Origin of the sequence: Pseudomonas sp. 203-8 (genome assembly GCF_020708595.1) — a bacterium.
Classification (GTDB): Bacteria; Pseudomonadota; Gammaproteobacteria; order Pseudomonadales; family Pseudomonadaceae; genus Pseudomonas; species Pseudomonas aeruginosa.
In genome coordinates, this window is the sequence record NZ_JAJFDF010000005.1 from 290202 (window position 1) to 308463 (window position 18262).

General features: G+C 64.0%; 14 protein-coding genes and 3 tRNA genes. 10 read left to right on the plus strand and 7 right to left on the minus strand.

Annotated features, from left to right (window positions below):
• Window positions 1-29: 29 nt before the first annotated feature.
• Entirely contained in the window at window positions 30-4283 is a 4254-nt protein-coding gene (gene tpsA4, locus LJF27_RS13960; RefSeq protein ID WP_023116756.1) for a two-partner secretion system exoprotein TpsA4, read from the plus strand.
• 229 nt (window positions 4284-4512) lie between these two features.
• On the opposite strand, the gene LJF27_RS13965 is transcribed toward tpsA4, so the two are convergent.
• From LJF27_RS13965 to rluD, 6 genes are all read right to left on the minus strand, one after another.
• Window positions 4513-4588 (minus strand) — tRNA-Lys (locus LJF27_RS13965).
• Window positions 4589-4598: 10 nt separating this feature from the next.
• Window positions 4599-4675: transfer RNA gene (locus LJF27_RS13970), tRNA-Pro, on the minus strand.
• A 9-nt stretch (window positions 4676-4684) separates the two neighbouring features.
• Window positions 4685-4760, minus strand: a tRNA-Asn gene (locus LJF27_RS13975).
• A gap of 234 nt (window positions 4761-4994) precedes the next feature.
• Window positions 4995-7559: an ATP-dependent chaperone ClpB gene (gene clpB / locus LJF27_RS13980; RefSeq protein WP_003094682.1), complete on the minus strand. Its 2565-nt coding sequence runs from the start codon at window positions 7557-7559 to the stop codon at window positions 4995-4997.
• A gap of 155 nt (window positions 7560-7714) precedes the next feature.
• Window positions 7715-8443, minus strand: a complete 729-nt coding sequence (gene pgeF, locus LJF27_RS13985) for a peptidoglycan editing factor PgeF (RefSeq protein WP_003116257.1) — start codon at window positions 8441-8443, stop codon at window positions 7715-7717.
• On the minus strand, window positions 8440-9402 hold the full coding sequence (gene rluD, locus LJF27_RS13990; protein ID WP_003094686.1) for a 23S rRNA pseudouridine(1911/1915/1917) synthase RluD: 963 nt from the start codon (window positions 9400-9402) through the stop codon (window positions 8440-8442). The genes pgeF and rluD overlap by 4 nt, the downstream gene beginning before the upstream one ends.
• A gap of 145 nt (window positions 9403-9547) precedes the next feature.
• Between rluD and LJF27_RS13995 the strand changes: the two genes are divergently transcribed.
• The 4 genes from LJF27_RS13995 (at window position 9548) to pilR (ending at window position 13909) form a co-directional block, all read left to right on the plus strand.
• The gene (locus LJF27_RS13995; protein ID WP_003102590.1) at window positions 9548-10573 is read left to right on the plus strand and encodes an outer membrane protein assembly factor BamD; all 1026 of its coding nucleotides are present in this window, start codon (window positions 9548-9550) and stop codon (window positions 10571-10573) included.
• A gap of 156 nt (window positions 10574-10729) precedes the next feature.
• Complete coding sequence (locus LJF27_RS14000) at window positions 10730-10975, plus strand: PP0621 family protein (RefSeq protein ID WP_003102591.1); 246 nt, start codon at window positions 10730-10732, stop codon at window positions 10973-10975.
• The gene (pilS, locus tag LJF27_RS14005; protein WP_003094692.1) at window positions 10965-12557 is read left to right on the plus strand and encodes a two-component system sensor histidine kinase PilS; all 1593 of its coding nucleotides are present in this window, start codon (window positions 10965-10967) and stop codon (window positions 12555-12557) included. The genes LJF27_RS14000 and pilS overlap by 11 nt, the downstream gene beginning before the upstream one ends.
• Before the next feature lie 14 nt (window positions 12558-12571).
• Window positions 12572-13909: a two-component system response regulator PilR gene (pilR, locus tag LJF27_RS14010; protein WP_003110427.1), complete on the plus strand. Its 1338-nt coding sequence runs from the start codon at window positions 12572-12574 to the stop codon at window positions 13907-13909.
• Window positions 13910-13954: 45 nt separating this feature from the next.
• Here pilR and thiO read toward each other — a convergent pair whose 3' ends face one another.
• A complete protein-coding gene (gene thiO / locus LJF27_RS14015; RefSeq protein WP_023103512.1) occupies window positions 13955-15049 on the minus strand; it encodes a glycine oxidase ThiO in 1095 nt (364 codons plus the stop codon).
• Between the two features lie 139 nt (window positions 15050-15188).
• On the opposite strand from thiO, the gene LJF27_RS14020 reads away from it, so the two are divergent.
• From LJF27_RS14020 to LJF27_RS14040, 5 genes are all read left to right on the plus strand, one after another.
• Window positions 15189-15689: a GspH/FimT family pseudopilin gene (locus LJF27_RS14020; protein WP_003116259.1), complete on the plus strand. Its 501-nt coding sequence runs from the start codon at window positions 15189-15191 to the stop codon at window positions 15687-15689.
• Between the two features lie 122 nt (window positions 15690-15811).
• Window positions 15812-16300, plus strand: a complete 489-nt coding sequence (locus tag LJF27_RS14025) for a GspH/FimT family pseudopilin (RefSeq protein ID WP_003141552.1) — start codon at window positions 15812-15814, stop codon at window positions 16298-16300.
• 9 nt (window positions 16301-16309) lie between these two features.
• Window positions 16310-16834: a type IV pilus modification protein PilV gene (gene pilV, locus LJF27_RS14030; RefSeq protein WP_003116261.1), complete on the plus strand. Its 525-nt coding sequence runs from the start codon at window positions 16310-16312 to the stop codon at window positions 16832-16834.
• A gap of 8 nt (window positions 16835-16842) precedes the next feature.
• Window positions 16843-17658, plus strand: a complete 816-nt coding sequence (locus LJF27_RS14035) for a PilW family protein (protein ID WP_003116262.1) — start codon at window positions 16843-16845, stop codon at window positions 17656-17658.
• Window positions 17655-18260, plus strand: coding sequence for a pilus assembly PilX family protein (locus LJF27_RS14040; RefSeq protein ID WP_003116263.1), 606 nt, complete (start codon window positions 17655-17657; stop codon window positions 18258-18260). Before LJF27_RS14035 ends, LJF27_RS14040 begins: the two co-directional genes overlap by 4 nt.
• Window positions 18261-18262: the final 2 nt, after the last annotated feature.

An 18262-nucleotide genomic window follows, 5' to 3' on the forward strand; every position in this document is an offset into this window, starting at 1 on the left:
GCCGGCGGGCCCCACTGAAAGGAAAAGCCATGAACAAGAGCTATACGCTGGTCTGGAACCAGGCCACAGGCTGTTGGAACGTCGCAAGCGAAGGTACCCGTCGGCGCAGCAAGAGCGGACGCGGCAAGGCGCTCGTAGTCGCCGGAGCGTCACTGCTCGGCCTGTTCTGCCAGGCCCCCGCCTTCGCCCTGCCCAGCGGCGCCACGGTCGTTTCAGGCGATGCCGGATTCCAGACATCCACCGATGGCCGGCATATGGTCATCGACCAGCAGAGCCACAAGCTGATCACCAATTGGAACGAGTTCAGCGTCCGTGCCGATGAGCGGGTCAGCTTCCACCAGCCGGGCCAGGACGCCGTCGCCCTGAACCGGGTGATCGGCCGCAACGGCAGCGATATCCAGGGGCGGATAGATGCCAACGGCAAGGTCTTCCTGGTCAATCCCAACGGCGTGGTCTTCGGCAAGTCCGCCCAGGTCAACGTAGGCGGCCTGGTGGCTTCCACCCTGGACCTGGCCGACAGGGACTTCCTCGCCGGCAACTACCAGTTCTCCGGCGACTCCGGCGCAACCGTAAGCAATGCCGGCAGCCTGCAAGCCAGCGAAGGCGGCAGCATCGCCCTGCTGGGCGCCCGGGTCAGCAACGACGGCGTGATCCAGGCGCAACTCGGCGACGTGGCCCTGGGCGCAGGCCAGGGCATCAACCTCAATTTCGACGGCGACGGCCTGCTCAACCTGCAGGTGGACAAGGGCTCGGTCGACGCTCTCGCACACAACGGCGGCCTCATCCGCGCCGATGGCGGCCAGGTGCTGATGAGCGCCCGCAGCGCCGACAGCCTGCTCAAGACCGTCGTCAACAACCAGGGCACTCTCGAGGCCAGGACGCTACGCAGCGCGGAAGGACGCATCGTCCTCGACGGCGGCGAACAGGGTACCGTGCGGGTGGCCGGCAAGCAGGACGCCAGCGCCATCGGCGGAGGCAATGGCGGCCTGGTGCTGAACCAGGGCGCGAACGTCGAGATACAGCGAACCGCGCAGGTGGACACCCATGCCGACCAGGGCGCAACCGGCACCTGGAGGATTCTCTCGCACGAGGTCAGCGTAGCCGCTGTCGGCCAGGCAAACGCTGCCGGTGATGGTTCCGGCCAGGTCCATGTAGCGCAGGGCCCAGCCGGGGCCAATGCGTCCGATAGCAACGGCGTGACCATCGTTCAGCAGCAGCCGGCCGTCGACCTCTCCGCTGGCGCCAACGGTACCTCCGCAGTGCAGAGCCAGAGCGGCGCCAACATCGGCTCGGGCGCAAGTGGCATCAGCGTCGTGCAAAGCCAGAACAGCCCCAATATCGGCTCGGGCGCCAATGGCATCAGCGTCGTGCAAAGCCAGAATGGCGCCAATATCGGCGCCGGCGCGAGTGGCATCAGCGTCGTGCAGAGCCAGAACAGCCCCAATATCGGCTCGGGCGTCAATGGCGTGACTGTCGTGCAGAGCCAGAACGGTGCCAATATCGGTTCTGGCGCAAGTGGCATCACCGTTGTGCAAAGCCAGAATGGCGCAAATATCGGTTCAGGCGCGAGTGGCATCAGCGTCGTGCAGAGCCAGAGCGGCCCCAGCATCGGCTCGGGCGTCAATGGCGTCACAATCGTGCAGAGCCAGAGCGGTGCCAACATCGGCCCCGGCGTCAACGGAATCGATGTCGTCCAGACCCAGACTCTCCCCAACCTGAGCCCAGGCGCCAATGGCTCCAGCATCGTCCAGGTCCAGACGCTACCCGATATCGCCGCCGACGCCGGCAATGTGCATGTCGTGCAGGTCCAGACCGGCGGTAACAAGGTCTTCGGCAACTCCGCCACCAACGTCAGGTCACGTACCGTTCAGGCCCGGAGCAACGAGAATGTCGGTTCCGGCCTGGCGAATCCAAGCAGCGCGGGAAAAGGCCCGACGTTGCATGCCGATACCCTGGCCCGCAACCTTTCCACAAGCAACGTCGAAGTGGTCGCCACCCGGGGCAACGCGCATGTCGGCGCGCCGCTGTCCTGGGACAGCGGCAACGGCCTGACGCTAACCGCCGAGCGCGGGGACCTCAGGATCAATGGCGCGCTGACGGCCCAGGGGGAAAACGCCAGCCTTACTCTCAATGCCGGGCAGCGCCCTCTCCGTATCGACGACAGCCTCTCTCTCACTGGCCAGGGAGCCCGGGTCGAATTCAATTCGGACAAGGGTTATGCCCTGGCCGAAGGCACCCGGATCACCCTGTCCGGCAAGAACGCAGGATTCCGCGCCAATGGGCGGGACTACAGCGTGATCCAGGACCTGCAGCAGTTGCGCGGCATCGATAGGGACCTGGGCGGCAGCTATGTCCTCGGCAATCGAATCGCAGGCGGCAACTCCAGCTTCCTGTCGATAGGCAACGCCAGCGCCTTCGGCGGTACCTTCGACGGCCTGGGCAACACCATCGATAATCTCGCCGTCTACGGCACCGGCGCCTACTCCGGCCTGTTCAGCGTCAACCGGGGCATCCTCCGCAACCTGAACCTGGAACGCATTTCCGCCGATGGAGCACAGGCCACCCACTACAACGTCCAGGTCGGTAGCCTGGCCGCCGTCAACCTCGGTCGCATCGACAATGTGAACGCCAGCGACATCCGTATCGCCGCGGCCTCGAAGCTGAACAGCCTCGGCGGGCTGGTCGCACTGAACCTGGGTAGTATCGACAACGCCAGCGCCAGCGGCACGCTGGTCGGCAACCGCCACACCTATGCTCTGGGCGGACTCGCAGCCGAAAACATCAGCACAGCCAGGGGCGTGGCCAGCATCTCCAACAGCCGGGCCGATTTTGCCATCTCCGGCCAGTTGAAGGACCATGCCAGCCACTACGGCGCGGGGGGCCTGGTAGGCAGGAACCGCGGCGGCCTCATCCGCAGCAGCGGCAGTCAGGGAACGCTTTCGCTGAGCGGTCACGGAATGAACCTGGGAGGACTGGTCGGATACAGCTCCGCCGGCGGACTGGCGGACGTATCCGCCTCCGTCGACGTCTCAGGCAACGGACAGCACGGCCTGTACGGAGGGCTCATCGGCCTCAACGTAAACAGTGGTATCGCCCACGCCACGGCCAGCGGCAAGGTCCGGGGCACAGACGCGGAAGCACTGGGCGGGCTGATCGGCCGGAACCTGAACGCGGCCATCAACAACGCCAGCGCCCATGGCGATGTCAGCCTGCAAGCCGGTCGCTACCTGGGAGGCCTGATCGGCCACAACCAGGCAGGCAATCTGGCCAACGTCAGTGCCAGCGGCAACCTGAGTGGTGGGTCGCTGCTCCAGGCCGGCGGCCTGATCGGTCTCAACGCCAATGCCTCGCTGGTCAATGCCTCCGCCAAGGGCAATGTCGCTACCCGCGGAGCAGAAGCGGTTGGCGGTCTGCTCGGAGAAAACCTGTACGGCTCCGTCATCAACGGCTCCGCCAGTGGCGAAGTCACCGACGGCAGCGGCAAAACCCTGGGTGGCCTGATAGGGTCCAACCTCGGCGGCAATCATTCCAACCTGAAGGCCTCCGGGTGGGTAAACGCAGGGGCGAACAGTGACGTGGGAGGGCTGATCGGCCACAACCGGGGCGGCAACCACAGCACCCTGGCGGCATCCGGCAATGTCACCGGGGGCAAGGGCAGTCGCGTCGGCGGACTCGTCGGCTATAACGATGCCGCCTCGCTGACGAACGTCTCGGCTTCGGGCAACGTCAGCGCCAGTGGTTCCAGGGCCATCGGCGGGTTGATCGGCAGTGACCTGCGAGGTTCGCTGATGCTCGCCAGCAGTCATGGAATCGTGAACGACAAGACCGGCCACAACCTGGGAGGGTTGGTCGGCCGCGGTGAAAACACCTCGATCCGCTCCGCCAAGGCCAGCGGTGCGGTGAGCGGAGGCGCCGGGATCAGGGCCGGCGGACTGGTCGGCTCCCTGGAGGGCTGGCAGGCTCTCATCCTGGGGGCCTCGACCGGCGGCGATGTGACGGCGGGCTACGATAGCTATATTGGCGGGCTGGTGGGCTTCAGCACCGCCACCATCAGCGGCGCTTCCGCTTCCGGCAAGGTCGGAGGCTCGGGTCTGCTGGGCGGCCTGGTCGCCTGGAACCAGGGGAATGTCATGGGTTCTTCGGCCAGCGGCAGGCTGGAGCCACAAATCCCCAACCAGATCCATGGCGGACTGATCGGCATCAATTTTGGCTGGCAGTCCTGGAACTCGGTATACGGGGCTGCGGCGACCGTTCCAATGATAGGTCGCCACTACAACCTGTGAATCGATTCTCCCGGTACCCGTACCGGGAGGCTTCCTGTTCGATGGAGCGGCCGGGCCTCAGGGCCCGCCGCCTCCAGACGCTCGATGAATGCCATGCGGGAAGGCCAGGCGTCGGAGAAACAGGGCTGGAAGAGCGGCCCCTCCTCCTTCCCACAGGCCAGCATTCGGAAAATAAGGGTACAGAAACGAAAAAGCCCACCTTCGCAGGTGAGCTTTTTCGTCTTGAATATGGTGGGTCGTGTAGGATTCGAACCTACGACCAATTGGTTAAAAGCCAACTGCTCTACCGACTGAGCTAACGACCCAAGTATGAGGTGGTCGGGGTAGAGAGATTCGAACTCCCGACATCCTGCTCCCAAAGCAGGCGCGCTACCGGACTGCGCTATACCCCGATTGGAAGTTGGCTCCGCGACCTGGACTCGAACCAGGGACCCAATGATTAACAGTCATTTGCTCTACCGACTGAGCTATCGCGGAACGTCTTTCTTCCAACCCTGGACGCTTCCGGTGTTGCTGGATTCGCGTCTCAGAGGCGCGCCATTTTACGGATGCGCGCGGGCATGTCAACCCTCTGATCCAAAAAGTTTTTCTTCTTTTTCCACGAGCGGCAAAACGGCCCTTCCACTGCATGCGGCAGCGCTCTCGCTCCTACCGGACGCCCATGAAAAAGCCCCGCCGAAGCGGGGCTTTCCCTGTCCGTCCACGAAGAGGTCAGGCGAAGACGATCTCGTCGCCTTCCACCTTCGCCGAGATACTGGCACCCGGCGCGAATTTGCCGGCCAGGATCAGTTGCGCCAGCGGGTTCTCGATCCAGCGCTGGATGGCCCGCTTCAGCGGGCGTGCGCCATAGACCGGGTCGAAGCCGACGGCGATCAGCTTGTCCAGCGCCTCCTGGCTCAGTTCCAGGCTCAGCTCGCGCTCGGCCAGGCGCTTGCGCAGGCGACCGAGCTGGATCTCGGCGATGCCGGCGATCTGCTCGCGAGCCAGCGGCTCGAATACCACCACTTCGTCGATCCGGTTGATGAATTCCGGACGGAAGTGCGCATTGACCGCGTCCATCACTGCGGCACGTTGCGCCTCGCGGTCGCCGGCCAGCTCCTGGATCTGTGCCGAACCGAGGTTGGAGGTCATCACCACCACGGTGTTGCGGAAGTCCACCGTACGCCCGTGACTGTCGGTCAGGCGTCCGTCCTCGAGCACCTGGAGGAGAATGTTGAATACATCCGGATGGGCCTTCTCCACCTCGTCCAGCAGCACCACCGAGTAAGGCTTGCGGCGGATCGCCTCGGTCAGGTAGCCGCCTTCCTCGAAGCCGACGTAGCCCGGAGGCGCGCCGATCAGGCGGGCCACCGAGTGTTTCTCCATGAACTCGGACATATCGATCCGCACCAGCGCCTCCTCGGTATCGAAGAGGAACTCGGCCAGCGCCTTGCACAACTCGGTCTTGCCCACCCCGGTCGGGCCGAGGAAGAGGAACGAGCCGCTCGGCCGGTTCGGATCGGCGAGGCCGGCGCGCGAACGGCGCACGGCGTTGGACACGGCGACTACCGCCTCGTCCTGGCCGATCACTCGCCGATGCAGCTCCTGCTCCATGCGCAGCAGCTTCTCGCGCTCGCCCTCGAGCATCTTCGACACCGGGATACCGGTCCACTTGGAAACCACTTCGGCGATTTCCTCGTCGGTCACCTTGTTGCGCAGCAACTGGTTCTCGGTCTTGCCGTGCTGGTCGACCATCTGCAGGCTGCGTTCCAGGTCCGGGATGGTCTGGTACTGGATGCGCGCCATGCTCTCGAGGTCGCCCTTGCGCCGCGCCGCCTCCATCTCCTGCTTGGCCTGCTCGATCTTCTGCTGGATCTGCGCCGAGCCCTGCACCTCGGCCTTCTCGGACTTCCAGATCTCCTCGAGGTCGGCGTATTCGCGCTCGAGCTTGACGATATCCTCCTCCAGCTTGGCCAGGCGCTTCCTGGTGGCTTCGTCGTCTTCCTTCTTCAGCGCCTCGCGCTCGATCTTCAGCTGGATCAGGCGACGGTCGAGACGATCCAGTTCCTCCGGCTTGGAGTCGATCTCCATGCGGATGCGGCTGGCGGCCTCGTCGATCAGGTCGATGGCCTTGTCCGGCAGTTGCCGATCGGTGATGTAGCGGTGCGACAGCTTGGCCGCGGCGATGATCGCGCCGTCGGTGATGCTCACCCCGTGGTGCACTTCATAGCGTTCCTTGAGGCCACGGAGGATGGCGATGGTGTCTTCCTCGCTCGGTTCGTCCACCAGCACCTTCTGGAAGCGGCGCTCCAGCGCGGCATCCTTCTCGATGTACTGGCGATACTCGTCGAGGGTAGTAGCACCGACGCAGTGCAGCTCGCCGCGCGCCAGAGCCGGCTTGAGCATGTTGCCGGCGTCCATGGCGCCTTCCGCCTTGCCGGCGCCGACCATGGTGTGCAGTTCGTCGATGAACAGGATGACCCGGCCTTCCTGCTTGCCCAGTTCGTTGAGGACCGCCTTCAGGCGTTCCTCGAACTCGCCGCGGAACTTGGCACCGGCGATCAGCGCCCCCATGTCCAGGGCCAGCAGGCGCTTGTCCTTGAGGCCGTCCGGCACTTCGCCGTTGATGATGCGCTGGGCCAGGCCCTCGACGATGGCGGTCTTGCCGACGCCGGGTTCGCCGATCAGCACCGGGTTGTTCTTGGTCCGCCGCTGCAGGACCTGGATGGTCCGGCGGATCTCGTCGTCGCGACCGATCACCGGGTCGAGCTTGCCTTCCTCGGCGCGCTTGGTCATGTCGACGGTGTACTTGTCCAGCGCCTGGCGCGACTCCTCGACGTTCGGGTCGTTCACCGCTTCGCCGCCACGCAGGTTGGCCACGGCATTCTCCAGCGCCTTGCGCGACACGCCCTGGCCGAGCAGCAGCTTGCCGAGCCTGGTGTTCTCGTCCATCGCGGCCAGCAATACCAGCTCGCTGGAGATGAACTGGTCGCCCTTCTGCTGGGCCAGGCGGTCAGCCTGGTTGAGCAGGCGTGCGAGATCCTGGGACAGGTTCACGTCGCCGGTCGGGCTCTGGATCTTCGGCAGCGCGTCGAGTTCTTTGTTGAGGCCGCTGCGCAGGGCGGCGATATCGAAGCCGACCTGCATCAGCAGGGGCTTGATCGAACCGCCTTGCTGCTCGAGCAGGGCGGAAAGCAGGTGCACCGGCTCGATGGCCGGATGGTCATGGCCAACGGCCAGGGACTGGGCGTCGGAGAGCGCCAGTTGCAGCTTGCTGGTCAAACGGTCTATTCGCATGGGTCGTCCTTCCTTCTATAGAGCGGGCCGGAACGATGGGTGTCCCTGATGAAGAAAAGCCCGCCGAGATGACTCAGTAGATAAGGGCGATTTTCCGCGGTTCAAGCGACCGGACCGTGACATCGGTCAGTTGCCGCCGGATAACCTGCGCGGGCCTAGTCCTGGAGCCAGACCAGGCTGGCAAAACGGCCGGTACGCGACGAGCGGCGGTAGGAATAGAAGCGCGCGGTATCGCTGAAGGTGCAGAAGCCGCCGCCATGCACGGCGGTGACGCCATGGGCGCCCAGGCGGATCCGCGCGAGTCGGTAGATGTCGGCCATGAAGCGGCCCGGATTGGCGCTAGGTACGAAAGCCGAGCGCGCCTCGGCGTGCGCAGCGACGAATGCATCGCGGACCTCGCCGCCGACCTCGAAGGCCAGCGGGCCGATCGCCGGCCCCAGCCAGACCAGCAGTTCGTCGCCGGGCACGCCCAGGCTGTCCACCGTCGCCTCCAGCACGCCCGCCGCCAGCCCGCGCCAGCCGGCATGGGCCGCGGCCACGCGGGTGCCCGAGCGGTCGCAGAACAACGCCGGCAGGCAGTCGGCGGTCATGATCGTACAGGCGACGCCCGGCATCGCGCTCCAGCTGGCGTCGGCCCTGAGCACCCGGCTCGGGTCGGCCTCCACCACCGTCACTCCGTGCACCTGGTCCAACCAGCTCGGCCGGCATTCCAGACGCTCGGTCAGGCGTCGGCGGTTTTCTTCCACGGCGCGCGGATCGTCGTCGACGTGGGCGCCAAGGTTCAGACTGTCGAAGGGTGCCTGGCTGACCCCGCCACTGCGCGTGGTCACGCAGGCCCGCACACGGGCCGGCGCCGGCCAGTCGGGGGTCAGCCAGGCGTTCATCCGACGAACGCCTCGCGATCCTGGCGCAACAGGCTGAGCAGCCAGAGGAAGTCTTCCGGCAGCGGCGACTCCCACTTCATGCGCACGCCGGTGGCCGGGTGATCCAGTTCGAGGAAGCGCGCGTGCAGCGCCTGCCGGGGGAACTCGCGAAGAGTCTGGACCAGGGTCTGGCTGGCCACCGGGGGAATCCTGAAGCGCCCACCGTAGACCGGATCGCCGACCAGGGGATAGCCGATATGGCTCATGTGCACGCGGATCTGGTGGGTACGCCCGGTCTCCAGCTTGACCCGGGTATGGGTGTGCGCACGGAAGCGTTCCAGCACGCGGTAATGGCTGACCGCCACCTTGCCGGCGTCGACCACCGCCATCTTCTGCCGCTGCACGCCATGCCGTCCGATCGGCGCATCGATGGTGCCGCCGGAGGTGATCACGCCGATCACGATCGCCTCGTAGATGCGGCTGACCGACCGTGCCTGCAGTTGCGCCACCAGCTTGGTGTGGGCCTCCAGCGTCTTGGCCACCACCATCAGGCCGGTCGTGTCCTTGTCCAGGCGGTGGACGATCCCGGCGCGCGGCACATTGGCGATGTCCGGGACATGGTAGAGCAAGGCATTCAGCAGGGTGCCGTCCTGATGGCCGGCAGCCGGATGGACCACCAGGCCGGCGGGCTTGTCGATCACCAGGATGTGCTCGTCCTCGTAGACGATTTCCAGCTCGATGTCCTGTGCGAGCCACTCGCCCTGGGCTTCCTGCTCGGCCTCCAGGACCAGTTGCGCGCCGCTGTGGACGATGTCGCGCGGGCGCAGCACGGCGCCGTCGACGGTCAGGCGTCCGTCCTTGATCCAGCCGGCCAGACGGGAGCGGGAGTGTTCGGGAAAAAGCTGGGCGGCGATCTGGTCGAGACGCTGGCCACCCAGCTCGAACGGCACCTCGGCCGCGCGTTGAATCATATCGGACATGAGTAGGAGACGATGCTCAGCGCGGCTTTTGGAATCGGCTACGCGCTGTGGTTAAATACGGGGTCTTTGTCCCAGGGGGTGCCTGGGGCGCCAATCATAACAGACGGTTGAGGCCAAGCCGACCGTCCCAGGGACGCAAGCCGCCATGCAAGTGAAACACCTGCTGCTGATCGCCATCCTCGCCCTCACCGCAGCCTGCTCCTCGAACAAGGAGACTGTCGACGAGAACCTGAGCGAGAGCCAGCTGTACCAGCAGGCGCAGGACGACCTCAACAACAAGAGCTACAACAGCGCCGTCACCAAGCTGAAAGCCCTCGAATCGCGCTATCCCTTCGGCCGCTACGCCGAGCAGGCCCAGCTCGAGCTGATCTACGCCAACTACAAGAACATGGAGCCCGAAGCCGCCCGCGCCGCCGCCGAACGCTTCATCCGCCTGCATCCGCAGCACCCCAACGTCGACTACGCCTACTACCTCAAGGGCCTGTCCTCCTTCGACCAGGACCGCGGCCTGCTGGCGCGCTTCCTGCCGCTGGACATGACCAAGCGCGACCCGGGCGCCGCCCGCGACTCCTTCAACGAGTTCGCCCAGCTCACCAGCCGCTTCCCCAACAGCCGCTACGCCCCGGACGCCAAGGCGCGCATGGTGTACCTGCGCAACCTGCTGGCGGCCTACGAAGTGCACGTCGGCCACTACTACCTGAAGCGCCAGGCCTATGTCGCCGCCGCCAACCGCGGTCGCTACGTGGTAGAGAACTTCCAGGAAACCCCGGCCGTCGGCGATGGCCTGGCGATCATGGTCGAAGCCTACCGTCGCCTGGGTCTCGACGACCTGGCCAGCACCAGCCTGGAAACCCTCAAGCTCAACTATCCGGATAACGCCAGCCTCAAGGATGGCGAGTTCGTCGCCCGCGAAAGCGAGGCCGACACCCGCTCCTGGCTGGCCAAGGCCACCCTGGGCCTGATCGAAGGCGGCGAGCCGCCGCCGCACATGGAAACCCAGGCCGCCAAGGACGTGATCAAGCAGTACGAGGATGCCGAGCGGGAGATCCCCGCCGAACTGAAGCCGGAAAACCAGGATCACAGCGCCGACGACGAGAAGCCGGAGAGCGATGACGACGAAGACTCCGGCCGCTCCTGGTGGAGCTACATGACCTTCGGTCTCTTCGACTGATCGCACGAAACACCGAAGGGAGGCGCAGGCCTCCCTTCTTTTTGCCCGCCGCCATGCCTCTCCCAGCGCCAAACGCCGCACAGCCTGGACCTTCCCGGCTGGGATCGAGCCGGCGGCTTGGCTAAACTGCAGCTTTCTCCAGCCTCCGAGATCACCATGGGCCTTTTCCGCCTCCTGTTCTGGATCGCCCTGATCGCCATCGCGTTCTGGCTCTGGCGTCGCTTTACCCGTCCCACTCCGCGCCAGCAGCAACGTCCGCAGGACGAGCCGAGCGCATCGCCGATGGTCCGCTGCGCCCATTGCGGAGTCCACGTGCCGCAGGCCAACGCCCTCGCCCACGAACAACGCTGGTATTGCAGCCAGGCGCACCTGCGCCAGGACCAGGGCGACCGTGCGCGCTGAACGGCTACGGCTGAGCGAGGAGCAGGGGCAACGCATCCTCCGTCTGTACCACCTGTACCGCCTGACCATCGGCCTGGTACTGGTCCTGCTGATCTCCAGCGAACTGGAAGATCAGGTCCTCAAGCTCGTCCACCCTGAACTGTTCCATGTCGGCAGTTGGTGCTACCTGGTCTTCAACATCCTGGTCGCGCTGTTCCTGCCGCCGTCACGGCAATTGCTGCCGATCTTCATCCTCGCGCTCACCGACGTACTGATGCTTTGCGGCCTGTTCTACGCAGGTGGCGGCGTACCCAGCGGCATCGGCAGCCTGCTGGTGGTGGCGGTGGCCATTGCCAACATCCTGCTGCGCGGGCGCATCGGCCTGGTCATCGCGGCGGCGGCCAGCCTCGGCCTGCTCTACCTGACTTTCTTCCTCAGCCTGAGCAGTCCGGACGCCACCAACCACTACGTCCAGGCCGGCGGCCTCGGCACCCTGTGCTTCGCCGCCGCGCTGGTGATCCAGGCTCTGGTGCGGCGCCAGGAGCAGACCGAAACGCTGGCCGAAGAACGCGCCGAGACGGTCGCCAACCTGGAGGAACTCAACGCATTGATCCTGCAGCGCATGCGCACCGGCATCCTCGTGGTCGATAGCCGTCAGGCCATCCTCCTCGCCAACCAGGCCGCCCTCGGCCTGCTCAGGCAGGACGACGTGCAGGGCGCCAGCCTGGGCCGCCACAGCCCGATGCTGATGCACTGCATGAAGCAATGGCGCCTGAATCCCAGCCTCCGTCCGCCGACGCTCAAGGTGGTGCCGGATGGCCCGACGGTGCAACCCAGCTTTATCAGCCTCAACCGCGAAGACGACCAGCACGTGCTGATCTTCCTCGAAGACATTTCGCAGATCGCCCAGCAGGCGCAGCAGATGAAGCTGGCCGGTCTCGGCCGCCTGACCGCCGGCATCGCCCATGAGATCCGCAACCCGCTGGGCGCGATCAGCCACGCCGCCCAACTGCTGCAGGAGTCAGAGGAACTGGATGCCCCGGACCGACGCCTGACGCAGATCATCCAGGACCAGTCGAAGCGGATGAACCTGGTCATCGAGAACGTCCTGCAGCTCTCCCGTCGCCGCCAGGCCGAACCGCAGCAGCTCGACCTGAAGGAGTGGCTTCAGCGGTTCGTCGACGAATACCCCGGCAGGCTGCGCAACGACAGCCAACTGCACCTGCAGCTCGGTGCCGGCGACATCCAGACCCGCATGGACCCACATCAGTTGAACCAGGTGCTGAGCAACCTGGTGCAGAACGGTCTTCGCTACAGCGCCCAGGCGCACGGGCGCGGCCAGGTCTGGCTGAGCCTCGCGCGCGACCCGGAGAGCGACCTGCCGGTGCTGGAAGTCATCGACGACGGTCCCGGCGTACCGGCGGACAAACTGAACAACCTGTTCGAACCCTTCTTTACTACAGAAAGCAAAGGCACCGGCCTGGGCCTCTATCTCTCCCGCGAGCTCTGCGAGAGCAACCAGGCACGGATCGACTACCGCAATCGCGAGGAAGGCGGCGGCTGCTTCCGCATCACCTTCGCCCACCCGCGCAAACTCAGCTGACGGAAGCCGCACGCATGAGCCGACAAAAAGCCCTGATCGTCGACGATGAACCGGATATCCGCGAACTGCTGGAAATCACTCTCGGCCGCATGAAGCTGGACACCCGCAGCGCCCGCAACGTCAAGGAAGCCCGCGAGTTGCTGGCCCGCGAGCCGTTCGACCTGTGCCTCACCGACATGCGCCTGCCGGACGGCAGCGGCCTCGATCTGGTCCAGTACATCCAGCAGCGCCATCCACAGACCCCGGTGGCCATGATCACCGCGTACGGCAGCCTGGACACCGCGATCCAGGCGCTCAAGGCCGGTGCCTTCGACTTCCTCACCAAACCGGTCGACCTCGGTCGCTTGCGGGAGCTGGTGGCAACCGCCCTGCGCTTGCGCAACCCGGAAGCCGAGGAAGCGCCGGTGGACAACCGCCTGCTCGGCGAGTCGCCGCCGATGCGCGCCCTGCGCAACCAGATCGGCAAGCTGGCGCGCAGCCAGGCGCCGGTCTACATCAGTGGCGAGTCCGGTAGCGGCAAGGAGCTGGTGGCGCGCCTGATCCACGAGCAGGGGCCACGTATCGAGCGGCCGTTCGTGCCGGTGAACTGCGGCGCGATTCCCTCCGAACTGATGGAAAGCGAGTTCTTCGGCCACAAGAAAGGCAGCTTCACTGGCGCTATCGAAGACAAGCAGGGCCTGTTCCAGGCCGCCAGCGGCGGCACCCTGTTCCTCGACGAAGTCGCCGACCTGCCGATGGCCATGCAGGTCAAACTGCTCCGGGCGATCCAGGAAAAGGCCGTGCGCGCGGTCGGCGGCCAGCAGGAGGTCGCCGTCGACGTGCGCATCCTCTGCGCCACCCACAAGGACCTCGCCGCCGAAGTCGGCGCCGGGCGCTTCCGCCAGGACCTCTACTACCGCCTCAACGTCATCGAGCTGCGCGTACCGCCGCTGCGCGAACGCCGCGAGGACATCCCGCTGCTCGCCGATCGCATCCTCAAGCGCCTGGCCGGCGACACCGGCCTGCCGGCCGCCAGGCTGACCGGCGACGCACAGGAGAAGCTGAAGAACTACCGCTTCCCGGGCAACGTCCGCGAGCTGGAAAACATGCTGGAGCGCGCCTATACCCTGTGCGAAGACGACCAGATCCAGCCTCACGACCTGCGCCTGGCCGATGCGCCGGGTGCCAGCCAGGAAGGCGCGGCGAGCCTGAGCGAAATCGACAACCTCGAGGACTACCTGGAAGATATCGAGCGCAAGCTGATCATGCAGGCGCTCGAGGAGACCCGCTGGAACCGCACCGCCGCGGCCCAGCGCCTGGGCCTGACGTTCCGCTCGATGCGCTACCGCCTGAAAAAGCTGGGCATCGACTGAAAGTGAAAAGGCCTGTCCGAAGACAGGCCTTTTGGTTTTCGCTCCTCAGAGGCGACCAGCCGGGGCGTAGGGGACCGGGTCGATGATCGGTTCCCGCCCGCTCATGAGATCCGCCAGCAGACGGCACGACGCCGGTGCCAGGACCAGCCCGTTGCGGTAGTGCCCGGTATTCAGCCAGAGCCCGTCGAAGCCAGGCACCGGACCGATATAGGGGATGCCTTCGGGAGAGCCCGGGCGCAACCCTGCCCAGTGGGCCACCGGCTGCATGTCCGCCAGTTCCGGCAACAGTTCTGCCGCAGACGCCCTGAGGCTTTCCAGCGCCTCGTCGGTCGGCGTCTTGTCGAAGCCCGAATGTTCCAAGGTGCTGCCGATCAGGATGTGGCCGTCGCGCCGCGGAATCGCGTAGCGCCCCTTGGCCAGCACCATGCGCGGCAGGAAATCCGCCGCGCACTTGTAGAGGATCATCTGCCCTTTCACCGGTACCACGGGCAGTTCCAGGCCAAGCGGCTTCAACAACTCGCCGCTCCAGGCGCCCGCCGCCAGCAGCACCTTGTCGCCACGGATCTCGCCACGCGAGGTCGCCACGCCGAGCACTCGATCGCCGTCGCGCAACCAGCCGCGCACCTCCGTCTGCTCATGCAGTTCGATATTGGCGAATTGTTGCAGGGATGCCCGCAATGAGCGCGCCAGGCGAGGATTGCGCACATTGGCCACGCCCGACATGTAGACCGCCCGCTGGAAGCCGGCGCCCAGCCCGGGCACCGCCGCGTAGGCCTCCTCGATCGGCACTTCCTTCAACGGCCGGGTGTGCTTGCGTGCCCACTGCAGTGCCTCGATCTGGTCGTCTAGGTCCAGCCAGTACAGGCCAACGGTATGGACCTCGGGATCGAGCCCGGTCTCGTCGAGCAAACGCTGCCCCAGGGCCGGGTAGAAGTCCTGCGACCAGTGCGCCAGGGCGGTCACCGCCGGGCTGTAGCGCCACGGATAGAGCGGCGAGACGATCCCGCCCCCCGCCCAGGATGCCTCACGCCCACTCTCGCCCCGCTCCACCAGGGTCACCCGCAGTCCGGCGAGCGCCAGCTCCCGGGCGGTCAACAGGCCGATGACGCCAGCGCCTACCACTACTACATCTCTACTCACCACAGGGCTCCTACCGATTTGCCAGGAACAGAGAAATATCACTCAAAGGGATCAGATGCTGACGAATTGCCTGCTTCAACGAACTCAGTCGAATCTGTCCCGGTGAAAAGCCCATCATACCCGCAGAGGTATTCATCCCATGAAATCGAGCGGCTTCAACTTGGTCGAACTATCGATAGTCCTATTGATCCTTGCGATAGGCCTGACAATTGCGCTGCCCACCCTCCAAGACAGAATGAAGCGGGACATTAGCCGTGCTACTCGTGACAGCCTGACTAGTCATCTGATGGCTGCGCGGGCTAGCAGCATACAGAACGGCGTGATCATCGAGGTCTGCGGTAGCGGTGACGGCAGTACCTGCAGCGAGGAATGGCATCTCGGCTGGTTCAGCCGTAACGACAGGAGCCAACAGATACTGGCCCGGCATGAAAATACGAGTCGCACCGATATTCATTGGCGGGGCTTCGACAAGCGACTGCGCTACCTGCCTAATGGCACCAGCCCTACAGGTAACGGGCGTTTCTTCGAATGTAAGGACGATCGCATCGAGTGGCAATTGGTGCTCAATCGGCAAGGCCGCCTCAGGGTGGCGGGAAAGAGCGAAAATAAAAAGCTCTCTTACCTGTGCTCCAGGCGGTGAGAGAACTGTTTCACATACCGTTTGCCAGTCATCCCACTCTCCGCTCCGGCTGTCTCTGCTACAGGGACAATGCGCTCTCCACTAGGCAAGATTATCTGGCCCTTTTCCTTGTGGAGTACTGCATGCGCTCTATTTGTCGCAGCGCCGGCTTTTCCCTGATCGAGTTGATGATGGTGTTGGTTCTGGTCGCCATATTCGCCAGCATTGCCGTACCCAGTTTCAACGCCTTGATCGAGCGCAACCGAATCCAGACTGCCAGCGAGGAACTCTACAGCCTGCTTCAGTACGCTCGCAGCGAAGCTGTAAACCGTCATGCCAATGTGAGCATCAGGGCGACGCAGAACAATGACTGGGCAAAAGGCCTGGAAATCATCAGCGGCGCGACCACCGTGCAAAAGCACCAAGGTTTCCAGCAGGTCTCGCTATCCGCCAGCAGTGCGACTGCGGAGCTGACCTTCAACGCTACCGGCACACTTAGCAACCAGGCTGCAAACATTGACATAAAGGTCTGCTTCGCCGGTGACAAAAGTACAGGACGTCTGCTTACCGTTCAGCCCAGTGGACGCGTGATCCTGTACCCATCTTCAAAGCAACCGGACAGCTGTAACTGAGGAAAGCCCATGTCTCGAGAAACGGGTTTCAGCATGATCGAAGTACTGGTTGCTCTGGTGCTGATCAGCATTGGCGTACTGGGCATGGTTGCCATGCAAGGGCGCACGATCCAGTACACGCAGGAGTCGGTACAACGCAATGCCGCAGCAATGCTTGCTAGCGACCTGATGGAAATAATGCGTGCGGACCCAGATGCCGTACTCAATCTACGCGCCCAACTACGCGAAGACTCGGTCTACTACAAGGCCAAGGGCAGCGACTTTCCCGCAGCCCCAGCGCGCTGCGCGCCATTGCCAGCAGATGCTAAGGAACGTCTCGGCTGCTGGGCCCAACAGGCCTCGAAAGACTTGCCGGGAGCCTCCGCACTCTTGAATAGCCAATTCTACATTTGTCGCAGCCCAACCCCGGGTACCTGCGACAACACCAAAGGCTCGGCCATCGAAATCCAGGTTGCCTGGCGAGCCATGGATGGAGCGTGTTTCAACGCCTCTGACTCCACCTTGTGCACCTACAGCGTCCGCTCCGAATTGTGAGAACAAGCATGCTCTTCAGCAAAATGCAGAAAGGCCTATCGATGGTAGAACTGCTCGTGGCACTCGCTATAAGCAGCTTCCTGATCCTGGGGATCAGCCAGATCTACATCGACAACAAACGCAACTATCTTTTCCAGCAAGGCCAGGCCGGCAACCAGGAAAATAGCCGCTTCGTTCTTATGCTGCTGCAGCAACAACTGGATAAGACAGGCTATCGTCGCCTTCACGACGACAACATGGAGAATGCTTTCAAATCCGCGACATTCAATGGCTGTCGTGCATTTGTGGCTGGCGAGACTATCGCTGCGGCAACTGCCCTCAAGGCGGGTGAGTACGGTGTCTGCTTGCGCTATCAACCCGCCTACAAAGGGGAGCATGATTGCCTCGGTAATGAAATTACCGGAGTTCCGGAAAAGCCCTTCACAAATACTCCCCCTGTCGTCGTTCGCCTGGTCTACCTACCGAGCGCCGGTACCCTGAGTTGCAGTCGTCCCGATATCGCCCAGTCGAAATCGGGAGAATTGGTCAGTGGTCTCACAGACTTCCGCTTGGAAGCGGGGGTCGGGCCAGCAGATCGTAGCGAACGCAAAGTATCCAGCTTCGTCGCACTACAGGATGTCGCCGGTCGTCCTATCCGAGCATTGCGCTTCTCAATCCTGGCAGGCAGCGACAATACAAGCCTGCGCACAGGAGATGATAGCCAGGCACGCGATCGCTGGATCGTCCTTTATCCCGAGAGCAAAAGCGCCATCGAGGCCGCAGACAAAGGCCAGATTTACCAAATAGCGCGTGGTAACCAAACCATCAGGAATCTCATGCCATGACCCTGCGCCATACCTCTCGACAGCAGGGATCCACGTTGTTGATCTCGCTGGTTATCTTGTTGATGATCACGCTCCTCGCCGTTTCCAACATGCGCGAGGTGTCACTGGAAAGCCGTATCACCGGCAATCTCATCGAACAGAAGCGCCTGCGCAATGCGGGCGAAGCTGGGCTACGCGAAGGTGAACGACGCTTTTTCAATACCATCAAGCCCCCAGAGGTCGGCAGCGGATGCGCCGATAGCAATGTCAAACGGCCTTGCATACTGAACCTGAGTGCCCTCTCCGTACCCCGAGATGACGTGCACAACAATCCGGTGGCAGCCCTGAACGGCAAGACAGATAACGCCAATTCACGTGTCTGGATGCCCTACCGAGGCAGCGATCTGAATAACCCTACGCAGATCGACAAAGACCGCGCAGTCACCTGGCAGACCATCACGGTGCCCGCTGGCGAACAGAACAACGAAGCGGAAAATCCCGAGTACGGCAACATGATGCGCGGGGTCGGCACGTTCTACTACGAAACCAACAGCCGCGCCCTCAACAAGGCGGGCGGAGAGACTGTTCTACAGGCCGTTCATGCACGCCTGTATACCAACTGACT